The 20,666-nt window shown below is 51.8% G+C and carries 18 protein-coding genes; 5 read left to right on the top strand and 13 right to left on the bottom strand.

Annotated features, from left to right (window positions below; genetic code table 11):
- Positions 1 to 2 precede the first annotated feature (2 nt).
- From zwf to tssO (DZC79_RS12770), 12 genes are all read right to left on the bottom strand, one after another.
- A complete protein-coding gene (gene zwf / locus DZC79_RS12715) occupies positions 3 to 1,520 on the bottom strand; it encodes a glucose-6-phosphate dehydrogenase (RefSeq protein WP_118951970.1) in 1,518 nt (505 codons plus the stop codon).
- A 55-nt stretch (positions 1,521 to 1,575) separates the two neighbouring features.
- On the bottom strand, positions 1,576 to 2,991 hold the full coding sequence (gndA, locus tag DZC79_RS12720; RefSeq protein WP_118951971.1) for an NADP-dependent phosphogluconate dehydrogenase: 1,416 nt from the start codon (positions 2,989 to 2,991) through the stop codon (positions 1,576 to 1,578).
- A gap of 2 nt (positions 2,992 to 2,993) precedes the next feature.
- The gene (locus tag DZC79_RS12725) at positions 2,994 to 3,617 is read right to left on the bottom strand and encodes an HAD family hydrolase (RefSeq protein ID WP_118951972.1); all 624 of its coding nucleotides are present in this window, start codon (positions 3,615 to 3,617) and stop codon (positions 2,994 to 2,996) included.
- Positions 3,614 to 4,072, bottom strand: a complete 459-nt coding sequence (locus DZC79_RS12730) for an RpiB/LacA/LacB family sugar-phosphate isomerase (RefSeq protein WP_118951973.1) — start codon at positions 4,070 to 4,072, stop codon at positions 3,614 to 3,616. Before DZC79_RS12730 ends, DZC79_RS12725 begins: the two co-directional genes overlap by 4 nt.
- A 15-nt stretch (positions 4,073 to 4,087) precedes the next feature.
- A complete protein-coding gene (gene tkt / locus DZC79_RS12735) occupies positions 4,088 to 6,094 on the bottom strand; it encodes a transketolase (protein ID WP_118951974.1) in 2,007 nt (668 codons plus the stop codon).
- Positions 6,091 to 6,864, bottom strand: a complete 774-nt coding sequence (locus DZC79_RS12740; RefSeq protein ID WP_118951975.1) for an ROK family protein — start codon at positions 6,862 to 6,864, stop codon at positions 6,091 to 6,093. The genes tkt and DZC79_RS12740 overlap by 4 nt, the downstream gene beginning before the upstream one ends.
- 182 nt (positions 6,865 to 7,046) lie before the next feature.
- Complete coding sequence (locus DZC79_RS12745) at positions 7,047 to 7,478, bottom strand: GPW/gp25 family protein (protein WP_118951976.1); 432 nt, start codon at positions 7,476 to 7,478, stop codon at positions 7,047 to 7,049.
- 2 nt (positions 7,479 to 7,480) lie between these two features.
- Complete coding sequence (locus DZC79_RS12750) at positions 7,481 to 8,392, bottom strand: lytic transglycosylase domain-containing protein (protein ID WP_157977109.1); 912 nt, start codon at positions 8,390 to 8,392, stop codon at positions 7,481 to 7,483.
- Positions 8,393 to 8,422: 30 nt separating this feature from the next.
- Positions 8,423 to 10,858, bottom strand: a complete 2,436-nt coding sequence (gene tssR / locus DZC79_RS12755) for a type VI secretion system protein TssR domain-containing protein (protein ID WP_118951978.1) — start codon at positions 10,856 to 10,858, stop codon at positions 8,423 to 8,425.
- A gap of 54 nt (positions 10,859 to 10,912) precedes the next feature.
- Entirely contained in the window at positions 10,913 to 11,824 is a 912-nt protein-coding gene (locus DZC79_RS12760) for a PKD domain-containing protein (protein WP_118951979.1), read from the bottom strand.
- Positions 11,825 to 11,848: 24 nt separating this feature from the next.
- Complete coding sequence (tssO, locus tag DZC79_RS12765) at positions 11,849 to 12,367, bottom strand: type VI secretion system TssO (protein WP_118951980.1); 519 nt, start codon at positions 12,365 to 12,367, stop codon at positions 11,849 to 11,851.
- A 1-nt stretch (position 12,368) separates the two neighbouring features.
- Positions 12,369 to 12,863 carry a type VI secretion system TssO gene (gene tssO / locus DZC79_RS12770; RefSeq protein WP_118951981.1) on the bottom strand — a complete coding sequence of 165 codons (495 nt, stop codon included), beginning with the start codon at positions 12,861 to 12,863 and terminating at the stop codon, positions 12,369 to 12,371.
- Between the two features lie 699 nt (positions 12,864 to 13,562).
- Between tssO (DZC79_RS12770) and DZC79_RS12775 the strand changes: the two genes are divergently transcribed.
- The 4 genes from DZC79_RS12775 to DZC79_RS12790 all read left to right on the top strand — a co-directional run bounded on the left by DZC79_RS12775 (position 13,563) and on the right by DZC79_RS12790 (position 18,866).
- A complete protein-coding gene (locus DZC79_RS12775) occupies positions 13,563 to 16,043 on the top strand; it encodes an ATP-dependent Clp protease ATP-binding subunit (RefSeq protein WP_118951982.1) in 2,481 nt (826 codons plus the stop codon).
- A 284-nt stretch (positions 16,044 to 16,327) separates the two neighbouring features.
- Complete coding sequence (locus DZC79_RS12780; protein WP_118952102.1) at positions 16,328 to 16,783, top strand: type VI secretion system contractile sheath small subunit; 456 nt, start codon at positions 16,328 to 16,330, stop codon at positions 16,781 to 16,783.
- A 53-nt stretch (positions 16,784 to 16,836) separates the two neighbouring features.
- Positions 16,837 to 18,204: a DUF5458 family protein gene (locus DZC79_RS12785; RefSeq protein WP_157977111.1), complete on the top strand. Its 1,368-nt coding sequence runs from the start codon at positions 16,837 to 16,839 to the stop codon at positions 18,202 to 18,204.
- Positions 18,205 to 18,335: 131 nt separating this feature from the next.
- Entirely contained in the window at positions 18,336 to 18,866 is a 531-nt protein-coding gene (locus DZC79_RS12790; RefSeq protein WP_118951983.1) for a hypothetical protein, read from the top strand.
- A 41-nt stretch (positions 18,867 to 18,907) separates the two neighbouring features.
- On the opposite strand, the gene DZC79_RS12795 is transcribed toward DZC79_RS12790, so the two are convergent.
- Positions 18,908 to 19,489: a hypothetical protein gene (locus DZC79_RS12795; protein WP_118951984.1), complete on the bottom strand. Its 582-nt coding sequence runs from the start codon at positions 19,487 to 19,489 to the stop codon at positions 18,908 to 18,910.
- Positions 19,490 to 19,745: 256 nt separating this feature from the next.
- Here DZC79_RS12795 and DZC79_RS12800 point away from each other — a divergent pair, with 256 nt between their 5' ends.
- Positions 19,746 to 20,660 (top strand): hypothetical protein, encoded by a 915-nt coding sequence (locus DZC79_RS12800; RefSeq protein ID WP_118951985.1) that lies wholly within the window; start codon positions 19,746 to 19,748, stop codon positions 20,658 to 20,660.
- Positions 20,661 to 20,666: the final 6 nt, after the last annotated feature.

The following is a 20,666-nucleotide window of genomic DNA, read 5'->3' on the forward strand; positions in this document are numbered from 1 at the left end:
ACTTATTTCTGCTTAGCCTTCGTGGGTAAAGAAAACCAGTGAAAGCCGTCGCGGGCGATAAGGGCTTCCGCTGCCTCCGGCCCCCAGGAATCGGCAGCATAATTGGGAAAGTTGATGCTTTTGCGTCCCTGCCAGCTGCTGAGGATGGGCATGATGAGCTCCCAGGCTGCCTCTACCTGGTCGCCCCGCATAAATAAGGTCTGGTCGCCCAGCATGGTATCCAGCAATAAGGTCTCATAGGCTTCGGGCGAAGGCGATGCATAGGTGCCATCATAATCAAATACCATATCCACAGTATTGAGCAGCATATCGAGGCCGGGGCGCTTGGCCTGCAGCTGCAAACGGATGCTCATTTCCGGCTGGATATTGATCACCAGCCGGTTCTGCTGCCAGCTTTCTATCGTTTCGGAAGGGAATACCTTATGCGGTACATCTTTGAACTGGATCGAAATTACCGAGGCTGTCTGGTGCATTCGTTTGCCCGAACGCACGTAAAAAGGCACATCCTGCCAGCGCCAGTTGTCGATAAAGCATTTAATGGCGGCAAAGGTCTCGGTATTGGAGTCGGGCGCTACTTTGGGCTCTTCGCGATAGCCCGCTACTTCAGTGCCCTGCATCCATCCGCCGGAATACTGCCCGCGCACGGTGTTCATCCTTACATCCTCCGGTGAAAAAGGCCGCATAGCGCGCAGGACATCTACTTTCCGGTCGCGCACTTCATCGGCGTTGAAGCTGATCGGCGGCTCCATGGCGACAAGGCACAGCAGCTGCAGCAGGTGGTTCTGGATCATATCGCGCAGCGCGCCGGAATGATCGTAATAGTCGCCGCGCTCTTCCACACCCAATTGCTCCGTGACCGATATCTGAACGTGATCGATGTAATTGCGGTTCCATATAGGTTCCAGTATATTGTTGGCGAAGCGGAAGGCCATAATGTTCTGCACCGTTTCTTTACCGAGGTAATGGTCGATGCGATAGATCTGCTGTTCGCTGAACATGCCGCGCAGCAGCCCGTTCAGCGATTGTGCGGTTTCGAGGTCATGACCGAAAGGCTTTTCCAGTACGATCCTTGTCCGCTCCCGGTTATCGGCCAGGCCTGCTTTGTGTATATTGGTGGCGATGGTTTCGAAAAAAGAAGGTGATACGGCGAGGTAGCAGATCACATTGGCCTCTACCTGCCATTCCGCATTCAGCTGCGCGATCCGCTCGCCGAATAGCTTATAGCTACCGGTGTCTTTTGCGTCGGCCACCTGGTACGAAAGATGCTTGCTGAAGGCTTCCCACTGAGCCTTTTTAGTCTTGCCGCTGCGGGAAAACTGGTCGATGCCCTCCTGCAGCTTTGCTGTAAAATCTTCATCGCTGAATTCCGTACGGCCGGTGCCGATGATGGCAAAGTGTTCGGGCAGCCAGCCGTCAAGGTACAGGTTGTAGAGCGCAGGTGCGAGCTTGCGCTGGTTCAGGTCGCCGGTGGCGCCGAAGATGATAAAAATAACCGGCTCACATTTCAGGCTGGCATTCATAGAAATGATATTTGATTAAAGCATGGGATGATAACTCATGAGAAAAAGGCTTTGGCTATACCTGGGTCCACTGGGTATGAAAAACGCCTTCTTTGCCGGTCTTTTCATAAGTATGGGCCCCGAAATAGTCGCGCTGCGCCTGGATCAGGTTGGTAGGCATATTCCTGCTGCCGATACTATCAAAATAGCTGAGGGATGCGGCATAAGCGGGCATAGGCAGACCGGCGGCAATGGCCCGGCTCAATATCTCCCTCCATCCCGGAAGGACTTCTGTTAGCTGCCTGGCAATAGCAGCATCTGCCAGCAATATAGGCAGCTCTTTATTGATGGTGAAGGCCTGGTAGATATCGTTTAGAAATGCCGAGCGGATAATACAGCCGCCACGCCATATGCGGGCAATAGCGGCCAGGTCCAGCTCGTATTGAAAAGCAGCGGAACCTTTGGCCAGCAGGTGCAGGCCTTGGGTATAAGCCGTCACCATGCTACCGTAAAAAGCCTGTTCCAGCTGCGTGAGCAGCGTCTCTTTGTTGCCGGAAATGGGTGCAGCATCATGGGGGTAGGTTTCGGATAGCTCGATCCTGAGGGCCTTGTATTTGCTCAGGTCTCTCATAGATACGGCAGCGTCGATGGTTGGGATGGGCGTTTCAAGGTCCATCGCGATCTGAGAGGTCCACTTGCCGGTGCCTTTGGCCTTTGCCTCGTCTTTGATGTCGTCGAGCAACAGGTGTGTGGCGTCTTTCTCCTTGTACCGGAAAATGTCGGCCGTGATCTCCAGCAGGAAGGATTGCAGCCGTCCGCGGTTCCAACTGGTGAATACTGCGCCGATAGCCTCGTTATCCATACCCAGGCCCTGCTTCATAAAGGCATAGGTTTCGGCAATCAGCTGCATCAGCCCGTATTCAATACCATTGTGCACCATTTTGACAAAATGACCTGCGGCGCCCGGACCGATGTAGGTAACACAGGGCTTGCCATCGACCTTTGCGGCAATGGCTTCCAGTATAGGCTGCATTACGCGGTAGGCTTCCTTATCACCGCCGGGCATCATGCTGGGGCCTCTGCGTGCGCCTTCTTCGCCGCCTGAGATACCCATGCCGAAGAAGTGCAGGCCCTGCGTTTCAAGCGCGGCCACACGGCGCTCGGTATCTTTAAAGTAGGAGTTGCCGCCATCGATCAGGATATCGCCTTTGGACAGCAGGGGCTGCAGCTCAGCGATCACCTCGTCGACGATGCGCCCTGCCGGTACCAGCATCATTATGGCCCTGGGCTGTCTGAGCCCATGGATAAAAGCAGGAAGGTCGGTAAAGCCCTTTACTGTAGCGCCTTTCGCTTCCTGCTCCAGCAACCGGGCTTTATCGCCGTCTTTGTCATAGCCGGCGCCTTTTACGCTATGGTCGGCCATGTTCAGGAGCAGGTTGCGGCCCATGGTGCCCAGGCCTATCATTCCAAAATCATATTGATCTGCAGACATGATTATGCGTTGTTTTCTTGTTTGAATTGTTCCAGGATATCCCTGGTTGTAGCAAAGTCGGTATGATGATAAGCCCGTATATGCAGCTGCTGCGCGGCCCTGACCAGCATAGGGCGATCATCGAAATAAATACATTGTTCGGGTGTGGTCATCGCGATACCCATAGCCAGCTGAAATATTCTCGGGTCGGGCTTGCGCAGCTGCACTTCACAGGAAGAGACGAAGGCGTCGAAGCAATCGTGCAGCCCGAAAGTAGCCACACGATAGTCGTTGAGCTCTTTGCCTTCGTTATTGACCGCAATAATACGGAGGCCGCAATGCTTCTTCCATGCTTTCAGCCAGGATAGCATTTCCGGCAAAGGCTGCGAGCATTTAAATAAGAAATCTTTGAATGCTTCTTTTGTAAAAGGCCTGCTGGTATGAAAAACAATGGTGTCGAGGTATTGATCCAGCGTAATGCTGCCGATCTCAAAAACATTGAACACGAAATTGTGCAACATATTGAGCTCGTCGTAGTCGAGTCCGAACCGCATCGCTGCTTCCTTCCTGGCATCGCTTCCCCAGCCATTGGTGAGTAATACACCGCCGATATCGAGGAATACTGTTTTTACCTTTGCTTTGTTCATAGACCAGGATTGCTGTTTTCGATGCGCCGTATTTTTCCGAGCCGCCGCTGGTGTCTTTCCGCCCCGCTGAACTGTGCTTTGATAAAGGTGTCGACCAGCTCGAGCGCCGCGCTTTCACCGGTAACACGGCCACCGAGGCAAAGGAGGTTAAGGTCATCGTCCTCCACGCCCTGGTGCGCCGAAAAGTGTTCTGCAACCAAAGCTGCGCGCACACCGGCAATTTTATTGGCAGCTATCGCCGCGCCGACACCGCTGCCGCAGATGGCGATACCCCTTTCAACGGATGCTTCTGCGACCGCGTCAGCCAGGGGAAATACAAAATCGGGGTAGTCATCGTCCCGGTCCAGCGCATGCGCGCCGAAGTCGGTGAGCTCGTGTCCCTGCGCTTCGAGCCGGTTGCGGATGATCTCTTTTAAAGCATAGCCGCCATGATCGGCAGCGATCCCTATTTTCATATGATTGGTATAAGCTTATAATAAAGCCCTGGCTTTGGCGTAAAGGTTATCTACAGTAAAACCGAATTCTTTGAACAGATCTGCTGCCGGGGCCGATTCACCGAAGGTCGTCATACCATGCACCGCACCTTCATCTGTAACATAACGGTGCCAGCCCAACGGCGAGCCAGCTTCGATAGCCAGCCTCTTTTTAATGCCAGGGGGAAGCACCTTTTCTTTATAGGCTTTATCCTGTTGCTCAAACAGCTCCCAGCAGGGCATGCTGACTACGCTTGCAGCAATGCCTTCCTGTTGCAGGCGCTCCTGTACACCCAACGCCAGCGTTATTTCCGAGCCGGTGGCGATCAGGATCAGCTGCGGCGTGCCTTTGGCTTCGGACAACAGGTAAGCGCCTTTGGCCAGTCCTTCGGCCGGCGCATATTTTTCCTGGTTCAGCACCGGCAGTCCCTGGCGGGTGAGCACCAGCGCTACAGGGCCATCGCGGTGTTGCAGCGCAACACGCCAGGCTACACTGGTCTCGTTGGCATCGGCCGGCCGGATCACCATAAGGTTGGGTATGGCCCGCAGCGAGATCAGCTGTTCTACCGGCTGATGTGTGGTGCCATCTTCGCCCAATCCGATACTGTCGTGGGTGAATACATAGATCGTGCGCAGCTTCATGATTGCGGCCAACCTTATGGGTGGACGCATGTATTCGGAGAAAATAAGAAAGGTAGCGCCATAAGCGATGATACCAGGCGTAAGCGCCATGCCATTCAATACAGAACCCATAGCATGCTCTCTTATCCCGAAATGAAAATTGCGCCCGGCGCGGTCTTCCGAGCTGAAGGAGCTGTATTGCTTCAGGTGGGTTTCGGTCGAAGGCGCCAGATCGGCTGCGCCGCCCATGAGGCCCGGAAGATCGGCGGCAATAGCATTAAGCACCTTACCCGAAGCCTGGCGTGTAGCGATGGGCTTGTCGCCGGCAGCAAATACAGGTAGCTTTTGTTCCCAGCCTGCGGACAATTCGCCTCTGGCTGATTGTTCCCATGCTGCGGCCAGCTCCGGATAGGCTTTCCTGTATCGTTCAAACTGTTCCTGCCATTGCTGCTCCAGCTCTGTTCCTTTTTTACCGATATCCCGGTAGTACTGAAGCACATCTTCCGGGATGTAGAAATGCTGGTCGGGATCGAAGCCGAGAAAGGTTTTTACTGCCCTTACTTCTTCCTCGCCAAGAGGCGAGCCGTGTGCACCGGCCGTATCCACCTTGTTGGGGCTGCCGTAGGCGATCTGTGTCCGTACTTTGATGAGCGAAGGGCGTTGCGTCTCTGCTTTAGCATTGCGGAGGGCTACCGCAATGGCGTCGATATCGTTACCGTCTTCAACGATCTGCACATGCCAGCGGTAGGCTTCAAAGCGTTTGCCAACATCCTCGTTGAAAGCAATGTCGGTGCTGCCCTCAATAGAGATATGATTGTCGTCGTAAAGATAGATAATGTTGCCCAGCTCGAGGTGCCCGGCCAGGGAAGCAGCCTCGGAGGTAACGCCTTCCATCATATCGCCGTCGCTGCAGATGGCATAAATATGATAATCGAAGAGCGGGAACTCCGGTTTGTTATAAGTTGCAGCCAGGTGCTTTTGCGCTATCGCCATGCCGATACCATTGGCAAAGCCTTGTCCCAGCGGGCCGGTGGTGACATCGATTCCCGGCGCCAGCCCGTATTCGGGATGCCCGGCAGTTTTGCTGTGCAGCTGCCTGAAGTGTTTGATGTCGTCCAGGGTAAGGGCATAGCCGGTGAGGTACAGCAGCGCGTACTGCAGCATGCAGCCGTGCCCGGCCGACAGGATAAAACGATCACGGTTGGCCCAGCGCGGGTTGGCAGGATTATAGCGCATGAACTGCGACCAGAGCACATGTCCCATAGGCGCAGCGCCCATGGGCATTCCGGGATGACCCGAATTGGCTTTCTGTACGGCATCGGCAGCCAGAATACGTATCGTATTGATCGCTTTTTGCTCCAGGGACTTGTTCGTTGAGCTCATTTCTTTTTCTTTTTTAAGGGGGCAGAAGAAGGGCTGGGCTTGCTCCTGCCGGGCGCAATACCGGTCCAGAGCCGCGCACCGCCCCTGATGCCGTCACGGTTACTGATCACTTTAATGTTGTCGTCGAGCGCAAAGTCAATCTTGCGCACATTCCCGCCGCCCAGGTATAAAGTATCGTAATTGATCACGGTCTTCAGAATGTCCAGGACCCGCTGCATGCGTTTGTTCCATTCTTTTTCTCCGATCTTCTTCAGGGCTTTGTCGCCTATGTACTGATCGTAATCTTTTTTCCCGGCTACAGGGTGATGGGCCAGCTCAAGGTGTGGGAGCAGCACACCATCGTTCAGCAGGGCGGTACCGAAGCCGGTACCCAGCGTGGCGACCAGCTCAAAGCCTTTGCCTTCGACCACACCCAGGCCCTGCATATCGGCATCGTTGACCACCCGTGCCGGCTTGCCCAGGGCTTTTTCCAGCATCTTCTGAAAGGCAGCGCCGGCCCATGATTCCGTACCCAGGTTGGGCGCCGTCATCACCACGCCGTTTTTCACATAGCCGGGAAAACCTGCGGAGATGCAGCTGTAAGGGGGAAAATCGGCTACCAGCTTCCTGATCGTCTCCAGGAGATTTTCCGGCGTGGAAGGCATAATAGTCACAGCTTTTACATAGTCGTGCACAATCGTGCCGGTATGATCAAGCAAGGCGGCTTTTACGTGCGAGCCGCCAATATCGATTGACAAAATCTGTAAGTGGTCGGTCCTTTTTCCGGGCATGCGTACTCCTGTTTTGAATCTTGTATGAAGAAATACAGATGGCCGCCAAATAAGTTGTATCCGTCGGCGGCGTAACAAATGATTAATTTCCTGATCCGGGGCAATGGGTATCATAAAAATAGCAACCATTGTTGAAATGGCTGCTATTGTATCGGATATTCGTTCCGTTGACTTAAGCCCGGTCAGTCCACCGACATAGGGCTTAAGAACAGTTCGGTCTTAAAGGAGAATTTTTCGCCGGAGTCGGTCAGGATGGCCCTCACCACCACTGTCACTTTCTTTTTGACCTCTGTATAATCTTTGATGGGCCATACCTTTTCCACCAGCTCGGCATGAATGCTGGCCGTGGCATTGGTCAGCCTGGGCTCATAGGCCCTGATGCTGTTGACCACCGACTGCCGGAACAGGTCCTCCCACTGTGAGTCGGTAAGGGAATTTTCAAATTCCACGTTCCATATCTCATTCCCATATGCAGGATCATAACGGTTTTCGCCCAGCTTGGTGGTAATAAGCAATTGAATATGCTGGGCAATGTTCTCTCCCATGTTATAGCTAGGCTCGGCATCGTGACCTTCCAGTATACGGCCAAAATCGAAAGGCAGTTTATAGTACATTGCTAAGGTTCATTTTCATGGTTGGCCTGCTCGGTAATGTTCTTTTCAATGGAGGCTTTCAGTATCTCGCTTTTCCTGTAAACGAAATCGGGCATTTTATCCCTGGGTAATACCAGGCGGGTGTTGCCGTCTTTGGCCAGCGCCGCTTCAAAATCATTGTTCCACTGGCGTAGCTGCGCTTCGGTGAGGTCCAGCTTTTCGGCGATCACATCCAGGCGGAAGCTGGCGGTTACCGGTTCGGTAAGCATGCCCTGCATGGCCAGGCTATCGGCTGTGGCCAGGGATCGCGGCCGGCCGGGCTCCGGTATGTGGCCGTCAAGGGCAAAGGATGAGGCCATGAATTTCTTTACGTGCGAACGGGTTTCGGCAGGCAGGTACTTTTCAACATCCCAGTAAATATTGGAACCTCCGGCCTGGCGTATGGCCTGGTCAACGCGGCCCGAGCCCGCATTATAAGCGGCTACCACAAGGTTCCAGTCATTGTATTTCTTATGCAGGAATTTTAACAGGTTCATCGCCACCCTGGTGCTTTTGATCACATCGAAGCGCTCGTCCAGGCTGTCGCTGACGATAAGGCCCGATCCACGGGCGGTGCCTTCCATCAGCTGCCAGGGGCCGGCGGCGCCGGCCTGGGAAATGCTGCGGCGCTCCAGGTATGATTCGACAACAGCAAGGTTCTTCAACTCTTTGGGAATACCGTTCTTGGCAAGAGATTGGTCAAAATAGCTCATCAGGATCTGCTTGTCCTTCTGAAGATTGACCATGCCATGCTGGAACCGGGACATATAGTTCCGGATAAAGACCTTATTGTCGGGTGTGAGCACAGCGGGCTGCGGATTAGGCAGGCTATCCCTTTGCGCCTGGGCGGTCAGCGGCAGCGCGGGAAAAAGCATCAGGCAAAACCATTTTTTCATAGTCTTCATTTTGGGTGTAGTTAGAGCTGCTTATATATTCCCGCCCGGAAGCTTGTCTTCGGTGAGCAGGTAATAGGTCCTGCCGTTATTGCTGAATTGTATCTTGCTGTTGTTGATGTTATCCCGCAGCCAGCTGGCTTTGCGGCTGCTCTCTTCTACAAATCGCTGGCCGTCCTGGAGCGGCATGGCATTGCTTTGCTTGAACGCTTTGAGCGTAGTGGACAGCCATACCGGGTCCAGCGAACGGTAGCCGGTCATGACCTCAAGCGCTTCGGAGAAGGTAAGGTCGGCGACAGACTTACCCAGGTTCAGCTTACGCTCTTTCACGGCATTTTCCACGGCGTTTGTTACCTGGTTATAGATATCGCTGCGGTCTTTTCCTTTAAAGCTTTTGTTGCCGCCGAGGGTAGCCAGCCGGTTGATCAGCTGCTGGTACTCTTCCACATTCAGCAGCAATCCTGTTTTTACCATGCGGTTGGAATCCGTGACATCAACGCTGGTCCATGCCGGTATATAAAAAGGCTGATCGCGGAAGGCATTGGATTGTATAAATTCCGTCGGCACGGTTTTGCTGGCATAAGTAGGGTATTTGAAAGCATATTTATTATCTACCTTGGTGTTGCGGGCGCCAAAAGGACTGCGGAACTGGCGGAACAGGGATTCCTCGATCAGCTTATTGTCCTTGTAAATCTCCGCGATCAGGCTGTCAAGGTTGGAGGACAGGAGGGAAGGCCGCATTACTTCTCCTTTGGGCGGGAACATCACGTAGCCCTGGTGCATCGCCTTGTTGGGGTAGTTGAGATAGAACACGCCCGAGTCGCCTGCGATCAGGGAAAAGTCGGATGAAGACACCACATTGGCGGCATAGTCTACCAGCTTTTCTTTCTTCAGATCGGCGATGTTGCTGGCCGACTGCATTACCAGGTCCTTGCCCTGCACCACGTAATTGTTGTATGCCGGGTCGGACAGGCTATGGGACTGGAAGATCATCAGGCGGGCGTTTACATAGCTGAGCCTGCTGATGACATCGGTCCAGCTACTGCCGGCGTCGCGGTTGTTGCCCGCACCGCCGAACAGGATAATGATATTGCTTTCGCCTTTGCTCTTGTATAACATCTCGGAAGCATCGGCGAGGCCGCTGAACACTGCCTGTTCCGAGTACTGATCGTTGCAGCTGAAAGATTGCCTGAGACTGGCCGACCAGAAATCGGTGATCTGCTTCAGATCTGAAGTCAGGGGCGCGATGGCATTTTTACAGCCGTTCAGGTTGTCTTTGTACACCACGCTGCCCACGCGTACTTTCCTGAACAGCGGGTTGGCATTCAGGTGCAGCTCAAGATTTTGCAGGATCGTATAGAGCTGGGTCATGTATTTGGCGTTCTCGGCGCCGCCATCGGCAACGAAAACGATATTGAGCCGGGCATTATCCTTCAGAATGCGTTTGAATTCGGCGTAGGTAATGCGATTGCCCGATACATTATAGATCTCGTTCTTGCTGCGGTCCAGGGCATCGGTCAGCACGGCCGTACGGATCAGCCCGTTGCCATTCTTCGTGCGGTAAAAATCGTTGATCGGGTAGAGATTTTCCATCAGGCTGCTTTCTTCCTGGCGTTCGTTGTCGGCAAGCACCATCGGCATGGGCCGTTTTTCCCTGTTCAGGAAAGTTGTATCGCTGTAAAAAGAGATGCCGGTTTCTGCAGCCTTTTTGTTTTTACCTTTTGACGGCTGGTCATTCAGCATAAACACCGAGCGGGTACCCCATACGCTGATCAGGTCTTTGGATATCCAGCCGGTCCTGGCGCCGGCCGCGCTATCGGCAAGCAGCATCGGTGTAGCGCCCACAAGGTACTCGTTGCCGCTCGCCGATTGCTTATAAATATAGAAGATGCTTTCCATGCCGCATTTGCCCACGCCGCCTTTCAGGAAGGGGCTGCCGAACAGCATCAGGGAGTCGCCGGCCACATGACCGGACAATATGTTGAAGGCGTTCTCTCCATCGTAGGCAGTAACGGCCTTTACCGGGAATTTGGTCCTGTTGTCGCGCAGCGGGTAGCTCCACAGCAGCAGCTTGTCTTTATGGATCCAGCCCAGGTTGTCGGCGCTGCTTTTGGATATCTTCCTGCCATTGATCTTCTGGCCTGGCTGATACTGCGCGAGCTTGAGGTAATCTCCTTTCTTTCCGACCACATAGCAGGGCTGCATGAAGCCCAGCGTTTTCAGCTGCACATCGCCGCCGGGACTTTTATAGGTAATGTTATTGGCCTGGTCGGAGTAGACCACCCAGGCATCTTTGCTCATAGGCAGGCCGTCGCTCAGGCTGGATCCGGCATCGTGCAGGTTATAGGCGCCGCTGCCCGGATTTTTCATAACCATAAAGTTCTTGTTGAACAGGCCGAATTGCGCCCGGCTGCAGAAAGGGCTCATCGCGCAGGCCAGGGTAATCAGGGTAATTGCTAGGGCTCTCATCAGATATAATGTTTTCGTTCGTGAATGTTGGGATTTATTCGTCAAGGCTGCGGTTTAATCTTTTTTATCGGTTTTGATCTCAGCCATTTTAATGCAATGGATATCGTTGTCGGGTACAAGCTTCACACTCTGGATCAGGATATTCCTGGCAAATTGCAGGTTGAGGCAATAGGTATTGAAATCGTTGACCTTCTGATCGTTGATCTTCATGATCGCCTTTTCATTGCCACAGAGGTAACGTTTCAGCAGGTAATAGTAATGCTGGTTGAAATCGGCGCCGTTGGCGATCTGCTGGAGGTGCTCTTTGAAATCGTTCTCGTATTGCTGGTAGATGGCATCGAGGTTGGCCAGGCTGTCGCGCTCAGCTTTATAAGAGGGGACAACACTGATCTTATGCGCTACGGGATATTCGGTATTGCGCGTTTTCAGCCTTACGATGAACTCTCCGTCGGAAGGGTAGGCATACTGGACGATCTCGTTAGTTGTGCTAACGGGGTTGCTGCCATCGCCAAAGTCCCAGAGGAACTCAGTGGCGCCCTGGCCTTTGGCACGAAAGACGAGGTTCTCGCCCTGCATACCTATAGCCGGGCCTTCAATCGTGACCAGGGAGTCGGCCAGCGTAAAGGCAGTTGCCTGGCCGGTTACAGAAACGAAAAAGGTGTCTGTAAATTTATTGTTGACAGTAAGGATAATGGTATAATTGCCGGGAGCGTTGTACTTATGGCGTCCTGCGGGAGTGAATGCTTGTGTGCCATCGCCGAATATCCAGCGGTATTGCCTGCCAAAATCGGAAGAGTCGCTGAAGTAAATGCTATCCGAGACATCGATTACGCGCGGGTATACGCCGGATTTGAGGTTGCCTCTGTTGGGCAGCAGCGATCGTATTCCGAAAATAGCCAGGACGACGAGCACGGCAGCGAGAAGGGTGAGGCCTACAATTTTACTGGTGTTTTTGTTCCACAACATAGGGGTAGATTTTTGTTTCTGGTTTTATCGTCCGGATTGTGCAGCCCGGATCTGGTTCATATATTGCTCATTTTGCTCGTAGCCGATACGGCAATCGTTCAATTGTTTTTCAAAGAGCTGGATATTTTCTGCCGTTTTGCGCAGCGTGAGGGCCCGTTCATAATGCAGCTTCAGGTACCTGGCCATCTGGTAAAAGCCGAAGCTGCGCATATCGGAATTAGGGAGGCCGTCGTTCAGGCTGTTGACGTAATTGATGTTATGATCGATGTCGGAGGTCAGCACCTGGTTGGCGGGGTTCGTCTTGAGCATCGATACGCTTTGCATCACTGTATCATAGGCTCTTACAGCTTCGTGCTGCTTCTGCTCAAATATTTTTGCTTGTTTCAGCTGTTCTCTTTCCTGGTCGGTGATGGTAGCAAAAGGACTGGCTACGCCCATAAAAATAATCCAGCTGAGCAGGGCTGCCGAGCCGATATAGAGCGCGAGCAGATACCAGAGGTAATGCCGCTTTTCTTTGCGGCTCATTTTTATTGTTTCTTCCATGTTACTGACGGGAGGTTCTGATTAGGGATTTACTTATGGATTTGCTCCTGGTTTTGCAGTGCTCGATTTCGTCGCGAAGATCCTCCACCTGGGTTCTCAGCTTGATAATGGTATCCTGCAGCATGATCTGCTCGTCGAGCCGTGCGATCAGTTTGCTGTAACCGCTAAAGCGGGTCGCGCTGTCGGTGCCGATCAGCTGTTTGATGCCCGCTCTTTGCTCCCTGATATAAGCTTCCAGGAATATGTAGTTGTATTGGTCGTTCTTCTCCAGGTCGCGCATCAGTTTGTAGAGCGAATCGATCTTCGGCTGCAAGGCGATCTGTTTATTCATGGCCGAACGGTTGGCCTGGATCTGGGCAATGTAGTCCTCGCTTTCTTTTTGCGCCGCCCAGATAAAGAAATAGATGATGACTAAGGTGCTGAGCAGCAAGGTGCCGAACAGGGTCCAGAAGCGGATGGAAGTACTTCTGATCTCAGCTTTGTTTAACGCGATCATGTATATTTTATTCGTTTAATGTCTGGTGTTTTTCCCAAACGATTATTGGGATAAAAAGGTTTATAAGTAATTGACAATTAGTCACGTTTATTTTTCATTCATGCACCGGTAACTATTAGCTAATTGTTTAATTGCTTTAAAAAAATATTAAGTAAAATATTTTGTTTTTAAAATAATGACCCGTTTGGTATTTTTATTATATGTCGGTTATCCAGGGGGCGTTCCGGAAACAAAACTAATAGCAAATCGGGTTTAAAATCAAGTTAACTTAAATATAACAACTATTCGATATTGATCATCTACGCCATTCGGGCTCAAAATGTTAATGAAAGAAAATTTAAATAGATCAATATGTTTTCTGTTTAAATTTTTTATTTACATTGCTATATGTTTTAAATAATTGTTCTTATTGAAATAGAAAAGATTCGTTACTGTCTTATTTGTTAAAATTTGGTTGCTTTCGGCACGCGTTTATTATCAATAAATTAACGCATGCCACAATTCACGCTGATTATTTTTGTCCACAGTTTAAAGACTTATCAACGAGAGGGTTTTTAAACAAATTCAGCCGCCTGCGGTGAACAATTTAAACCCTAAAACGGTTTTCCTTCAGAAAAATTAACGCAAAAAGAGCATTTTTAACTTTTAATTGCCGTTGATTTTGCCGATGGAAAATCCCTCAAAAACTGACAAAGAGGCATGAATTCAGTCTATATCAACGAAGCCGTTCAATCGGTTTTTCATATTGCCAAAGCTTTTGCCCGTGAGCACTACAATGAACAGTTCGGTGCGCCGCATTTACTTCGCGCTTTGATGCATAAAGATTCCGGCCTTACCGGCTTCCTCGAATCGACCGGTAAGGATGTAGCCTACCTGAGGGAGTGGGCAGAGATCCGCATAGAGGAGTATCCCAAAACCAGCTTGCTTCCCGATGATCCGGCCCCGGACGGGACCATCGACGCTATCCTCGACGAGGCGGATGATATACGGCTTAAGTTTGGCTACGACGAAGTATCGGCCTTGTGCCTGCTGGCTGCCGTGGTGAAGCCCCGGATCGGCTTTACCCCTGAACAGTTGAAGTCGCTCCCGCTGCGAGAAGCCGATTTCATGCAGCTCTATGCTTCTTCACCGGGCGCCGACAACGCTTCCCTGCAGGGTTTCAGCCTGCCGCAGCATAACGGCGCTGCTACCAGTACCAACCACATCCGGCAATACTGCAACGACAAGACCCAGATGGCCCGGGAGGGCAAGCTGGATCCCATTATCGGCCGTGAAAGCGAGACCCGCCAGATGATCGAGATACTCGGTCGCAGAAGCAAACCCAACGTGATCATTGCCGGTGAGCCGGGCGTAGGTAAGACCGCTTTGCTCGACGGCTTTGCCCAGGCGATCGTGAACCAGCAGGTACCGCTGCACCTGCAGCAGGCTGTGCTGCTCGAGCTGGACCTGGGCGCCCTGATGGCCGGCGCCTCCTACAAGGGAGAGGTCGAAGACCGCCTGAAGAAGATCATCGCGGAGCTGAAGCAATTTGACAAAGCGATCCTGTTTGTGGATGAAATGCATGTGATGCTCGATGCTAAGGGCCCCATGGGCAGCGGTGTAGGCAATTTGCTGAAGCCCGAGCTGGCCAGGGGAGAGATCACCGTGATCGGTGCGACCACGCTGGACGAATACCGTAAGATCATAGAGCCCGAACAGGCTTTCAACCGCCGCTTCGAGCTGCTGCAGATTGCCGAGCCTGATCTGCTGGCCTCTGAGAAAATGGTGAAGCTGCTGGTGCCGCATTACGAAGCGCATCACCAGGTCAGCGTACAGCCAGAAGCCATTCCCGAATGCGTGCGGCTGGCCAAGCGATATATTAAAGACAAGCGCCTGCCCGATGCAGCGCTGGACCTGCTCGACCGTACCATGGCTGCCATCCGCATGATGGACGAGACCTCGGAGCAGGAGCTGGTTAATGCGCAAAAGCAATACGAAGAGCTGAAGAACGATAAGGAGCTGCAGGAAAAGGATAAGCTGGCCGAGCTGAATTGGTTTCACCGCATGCTGAAAAGCCGCATGAGCCCTATTTTGCTGGGTGCGCTGGTGGATGAAACGGAAGTCGAGAAGATCGATTCGGCAGCGGATTTTGAAGCTTACCTCGACCGTACGCTGGAGGGCCTCAAAGCGCTATCGCAACAGAAGAAAGAGCGTGTGGGCCCGCTGGAGGTGGCTGCAGTAGTGGCCAGCAAGACCAATATCCCCATCGGTAAAATACAGACCCAGGAGCGCGAGAAGCTCCTGAATATGGAAGACTACCTGAAACGCCGCATGGTAGGGCAGGAGCATGCTCTGAAGGTGATCAGCGAAGCGATCGTGGAAAGCCGCAGCGGTATTAACAAGGCGGGGCAGCCCATTGGCTCTTTCTTCCTGCTGGGGCCTACCGGTACCGGGAAAACAGAGCTGGCTAAATCGATAGCAGAGCTGCTGTTCAATGATGAAAAGGCGATGATCCGTTTCGATATGTCGGAATTCAAGGAGGAACATTCGGCGGCATTATTGTACGGCGCACCTCCGGGCTACGTGGGCTATGAGGAAGGCGGCATGCTGGTCAATAAGATCAGGCAGCAGCCTTATTCCGTGGTACTGTTCGATGAGATTGAGAAAGCGCACCAGTCGGTGTTTGATGTCTTCCTGCAGATCATGGACGAGGGGCATATCCACGATAAGCTCGGTAAAGAAGGTGATTTCAGCAATGCGCTGATCCTGTTCACCTCCAACATCGGCAGCGAGTTCATTATCGATCGCTTCAACGAAGGCCATATACCGGCGTCCAACGAGCTGATGGAGCGCATGAGCGCTAAGTTCCGCCCCGAATTCCTGGCGCGTATTACGGAGATCATTCCTTTTGGCCCCATCACCGAAGAGATGGCAGTGCAGATCTTCAGCATCCAGCTGCGCAGCCTGGAAGAAGCGCTGAAGAAAAAAAATATCCAGCTGGCAATCGAGGAAGATACCCGTAAGCTGCTTGCCCTGAGCAGCTTTACACCGAAGTACGGCGCCCGGCAGATCGGCGGAACCATACGGCAGCAGATCCGCCGGCCGGTATCGCGCATGATCGTCAGTGGCGAAGTAAAGCCCGGAAACATCTTGCGGCTGCGCCACGACGAAGCCCAGCAGCTGGTATGGCAGGTAGACTGATAAAGTTTTGTTAGCATAGGTTATGGGACATTTAAAATAAATGTTTATTTTATTAATTATCAATATAGATTAAGCGCCTAAGCTTTCGTGCATTCCGTTTGTGAAATTTTTAGACTTTACGGTAGCCCGTTTGCGCTTATCTTAATATACTGAAACATAAGCATATCATGAAGTTCTGGGACCGGATCAAAAGTTTTCTTCGTTCCGGCAGCTTTAAACAGGAAAGCAACAGGAACCCTGCAATTAACGAGAAACCAACTATATCATCTTTTAAAACAGATAACATGGCAATGTTCAATTATGAAGTCGGCGGCAATGAAGTAAAAGTAGATGCCAACGAGGCGATTAACGAGATCCAGGCAAACAAGACCATGCTGGTATCGCAGCTCACCGCCGACGAGGCTATCCAGCCTGAAGCCGTATCCGGCCTGAAGACACTTGAAGATGTTTTCCGTCATTTCAAACCCTCTATAGAAGTGGAGATGCAGACTGCCCAGGGCGAACCGGTAAGAGAAACGATGAAATTCGGTAAGCTGGACGACTTTACGCCCAAAGGAATTACCCGTCAGAGCGCCTTCCTGAACTCACTCAAAATACAGCAGGAGCAATACACCAAGATCATGAAGCAGCTGAAGTCGAATAAAGTATTGCAGACCATGCTGGCCAATGCGGAAACAAAGGAAGCGATCATCAATGCGCTGAAGCAGGTGACCAGCGAGCTGGAAGCTGCCAACGCCTAAGCGTGGCATGCTTCGTCCCTACACCCTAAACTATTCTTTTAAATTAAAGTGTTATGTCTTCTACCAATCCACTGGAAACAAACCAGGTAGCCCAAAAACAATTTGCACCTGCAGAAGGGCAGACCCTGCAGCAGTCCGTACAGAAGCTGGCCAAGGCCGGCGGCTTTACGTTCCTGGAAAGCTGCATCGACGGTATTGCCAACCTTAATCCCGACCGTAAAGCCCGTAAGGAGATCTTCCTGAAGGATGCTGATAAAAAAGATGACCGGGAAGACCTGCTCCAGACCCTGAAGCTCTGGATCGGTGTGCTCGAAAGCGGTAATGATACTTCCGAAATGGCTGTAAGATGCAAAGATGAGGCAGAGGCGGCTGAAAAGACCATGAAGGAAAACCTGAAGCAGACCCTGGAAACTACCCGTGACCTGGAAACAGCCTACCGTACGGTTTCCCAGTTCTATAAAAATACGGAGTCCGATAAAGTGAACAACGTGGTTGTGCTGAATGCCTCGCTCGACCAGATGAAGGATCTCGATAACCCCTATTTTATCGACTATGTCGCCGCTGAGCTGAAGCAGAACTATGATCGCCTCGATCTGCGCGACAACTACTCCCTGCTGGTGCTGCCCGGATACCTGGGCTCCAATAAGGTGGTGGAAAAGTGGGCTAAGATAGCCAATGAGAACAAGGTAATGCTGGTGACTGACTTTGTGAACCTGGACAAGCCAGACGACGTGATCGAAATGTTTGACGGCGCCAACCTTACCGGTGGCGACCTGTACCGCAGCAATGTGATCATGACCTGTAACTATCTTGTAGGACGCGGTAAGGCCGACGAAGTGGGAGAAGAAGAGGATGTGTTCCTGCCGGGCTCCAGCTCTCTCGCCGGTAAAATGCACTATACCCTGTTGAGCCAGGTAACTGCCGGTAAAAAGCATGGTGGTATGAACGAAGTAGATGCCGTGCGTTTCAAATTGAAAAAATCGGAGATCTCCCACCTGGAAAAAGTAGGCCTGGTACCGATGGTAAGCGAATACGGAAAGGTAATGGCTTTCTCCGCCAAAACGCTTTTCAATGGCGATAACATTGGCCTGCAAACTTACTCTGTGGTGCGTGTGTTTGACTATATTACCAAAGTGCTGTTCGACTTCCTGAACCGCAGAGCCTTTGAGAACTGGAACTCCAGGACCGAGGCCGATCTGCGCAGCCAGATCGTCAACTATCTCGATAGTGTAAAAGGCCCTTCCAAACTGATCGAAAAATTCAAGATCGTCCGCTTCGAGCAGGATGAGAAAGACAAAGACCGCATCTGGCTGGATGTGCACATTACGCCTTACTTCCCTGCAAAGAGCTTCGTGATCAAGCTCGACGGCCATAAAGGCGATGATGGTACGGATTGGAACACTGAATACGAACAAAGCTAAGCAGCATGCTGCTCTGATCCTTTGCAGGAGCTGCCGCCTCACCGGCGACAGCTCCCCGCTTATCTTTCCCCGGCAATACTTTTTTACATACCTGCGGGGGAGTAAGCAGGAAGACGCGAAAGCCAAAGAAGATGAACCTGAAACAGATCGGTATGCTCAGCTGTATTTTCCTGGCGGCCTGCAGCGCGCCGGAAAACGATTTTACAATAAAGAACAAGCCGGCGCTGCCTCTTCCTGATATTAATTACAATACCGGCGATTCTTCGGTCACCAAAAAAGGAGCTGAAGCAACGATAACCGCGGCAGAGGCTGCCGATCGCAGCCGCATGGTATTCAGTGGAAAGGTGCAAACCGTAGACAGCATGATCCACGGCGTAAAAGCTCCCTTTTACTATATCGGCGTAAAGGTAAATAAGGTGTGGAAAGGCGAGCCTTCGGGGAGCATGGTCTACTATATCAGCCGCTACCTGCAGGTGCCGGATCACTCCGATATGATCTTCTTTCTTTCCGGGGCAGACAGCACCGACGAGCTGGTCAGCGCCAACAGGCTGCGTTGGGAATGGACCGCCTATGCACCGTACATACGGGCGCAGGATTCGGCAGCTTACCTGACGCTCAGCGACTCATCCCGGTTCCTGTTGAAGTCGGCGGGGGATTTTTAAAACAGCAGGTGCTGGAAAGGAAAGAGCGGGAGTGTATATTACTAGTCTTTCTCTGCCATGATCCGCATTGCTTTCATCGACTTCCGGGCATATTCATTCAGCACATAGCCTTCCTTAAGATAGCCGAAGGTGCGGCTGAAGACCTGGCCGAAGCCGAAAAGCCCGAAATTGATTTTCGGCATAGGCACCAGCGACGGTTTGCGGTTGTTGCGGAATTGCTTCCAGGTATCCGGATCATCGAGCACGGTAATGATGCGCAGGGTTTTGCTGTAAGCATCGATGTTGCCCCAGATATCGTTGTTGATGGTGCCACCTTTGAGGTGGAACAAGCGGGCAACAAACTGGGTAAAGATCGGTACGACCTTGTCCTTGTTGGCCGAAGTAAAGAAAGCAACGGTAGAGGCGCCTTTGATTGCGTTGACGCTTTTTTGCAGATCGGGTTCCAGCGTGTCGTAAGTGTATTGATCGGGAAAGGGCGTAAAGGAAAAGCTCATATTGTTGACAAACAATAATTCGGCCGATATGCCTCTTTCTATGATCGCATCATCATAGGCTTTTGATAGCTGCGCGATGAAGAAATCCTCTGGTTCAAAGGCGTTGATGATGACAACCTTACTGTGCATAAGCTGCAAAGAAAGTAATATTTCCCATATTTTTCGCGGTTGTATTATTTTTTTGTAAAGGTTAAGATCGCGGAGAGAAGGCACAGCACCTACGCGGACAGTTCATGACAACCTTATCGTTATCTAGTTGTTTGATTATAAGGAAATATTAACTCAAATTGAACCTTAAGCACCCATACCTTTTTTTGCAGGTTACCTACTTTTGCAGCAGGGTATCCGGCCTATCCAAACATCATCCTGAACCCTTGTTTGCAGCATGAATATCCTTCAGAAAATGGCAGCCGATTTCAAGGCCGAGGTGATTGCGACGCAATTACTGGCCGAGGAGCTGGACGTGAGCAAGATCGTGATCGACCGGCTCGGCAGCACACCCCGTACACATACCAAGGATGTGTATCGCAGCTACGAGGACATCAGCCAGTATAATCTTGATAAATATACCGTACTGCAGAGCTACCGGCAAAGCATTTACGAAGCCATACCCGAAAATGTATTCCATCCGCCTACGCTGGGCGGGTTGGGTAAAACCCAGGACGAGATCGTAGAAGAGATCAAGCACCAGCGCAAGAAGGAACGGGAAGCGCGTATCTTTTTCAAACCCTTCGAGCAGGAAGCGCCTTACCTGGAGATGCAGGCTCTTATGCTGGAGCTGATGTATGAAAAGAAAGGCAGCTACGATAACTTGTACCGCCTGTTCGAGCAAGGCTGGCCGGTGATCAGCAAGCTGCCTTATTCCACGGCGCTCAGCTTTATCTATATTCTTCCCATCCTGAACGAGGTACGCGGCAACCGTGAATGGACCGAAAAGTGCCTGGCCTTCCTTACCGGCTTCCCGGTCAACATAAAGGAGAATTACGTTTCGGGCCGCATCGACGAAGAGCTGGATAGCTTCACTATCGGTAAGACCGCCTTAGGGATCAACAGCAATTTTTCAGGCAACCAGTACGATGGTATGTTCGGCTGGGATATCCATATCGGCCCGGTGCCCGAGTACCTTACTGTATCGGTATTGCCGCAATCGGGCTTCACCCAGCTGCTCGATATCCTTTGCGAGCACTTTGTGCCCGCCAATATTTTTGTCAGCTATTTTATTCAATCAGAACCCGTGCCGCAGACAGCGCTGCTTCCCGATACTGCTTCGGGGCGGCTGGGATACACTTTTTATCTGTAAGCCCAT

The organism is Taibaiella helva, from assembly GCF_003545695.1.
In the GTDB taxonomy this organism is placed as follows: domain Bacteria; phylum Bacteroidota; class Bacteroidia; order Chitinophagales; family Chitinophagaceae; genus Taibaiella; species Taibaiella helva.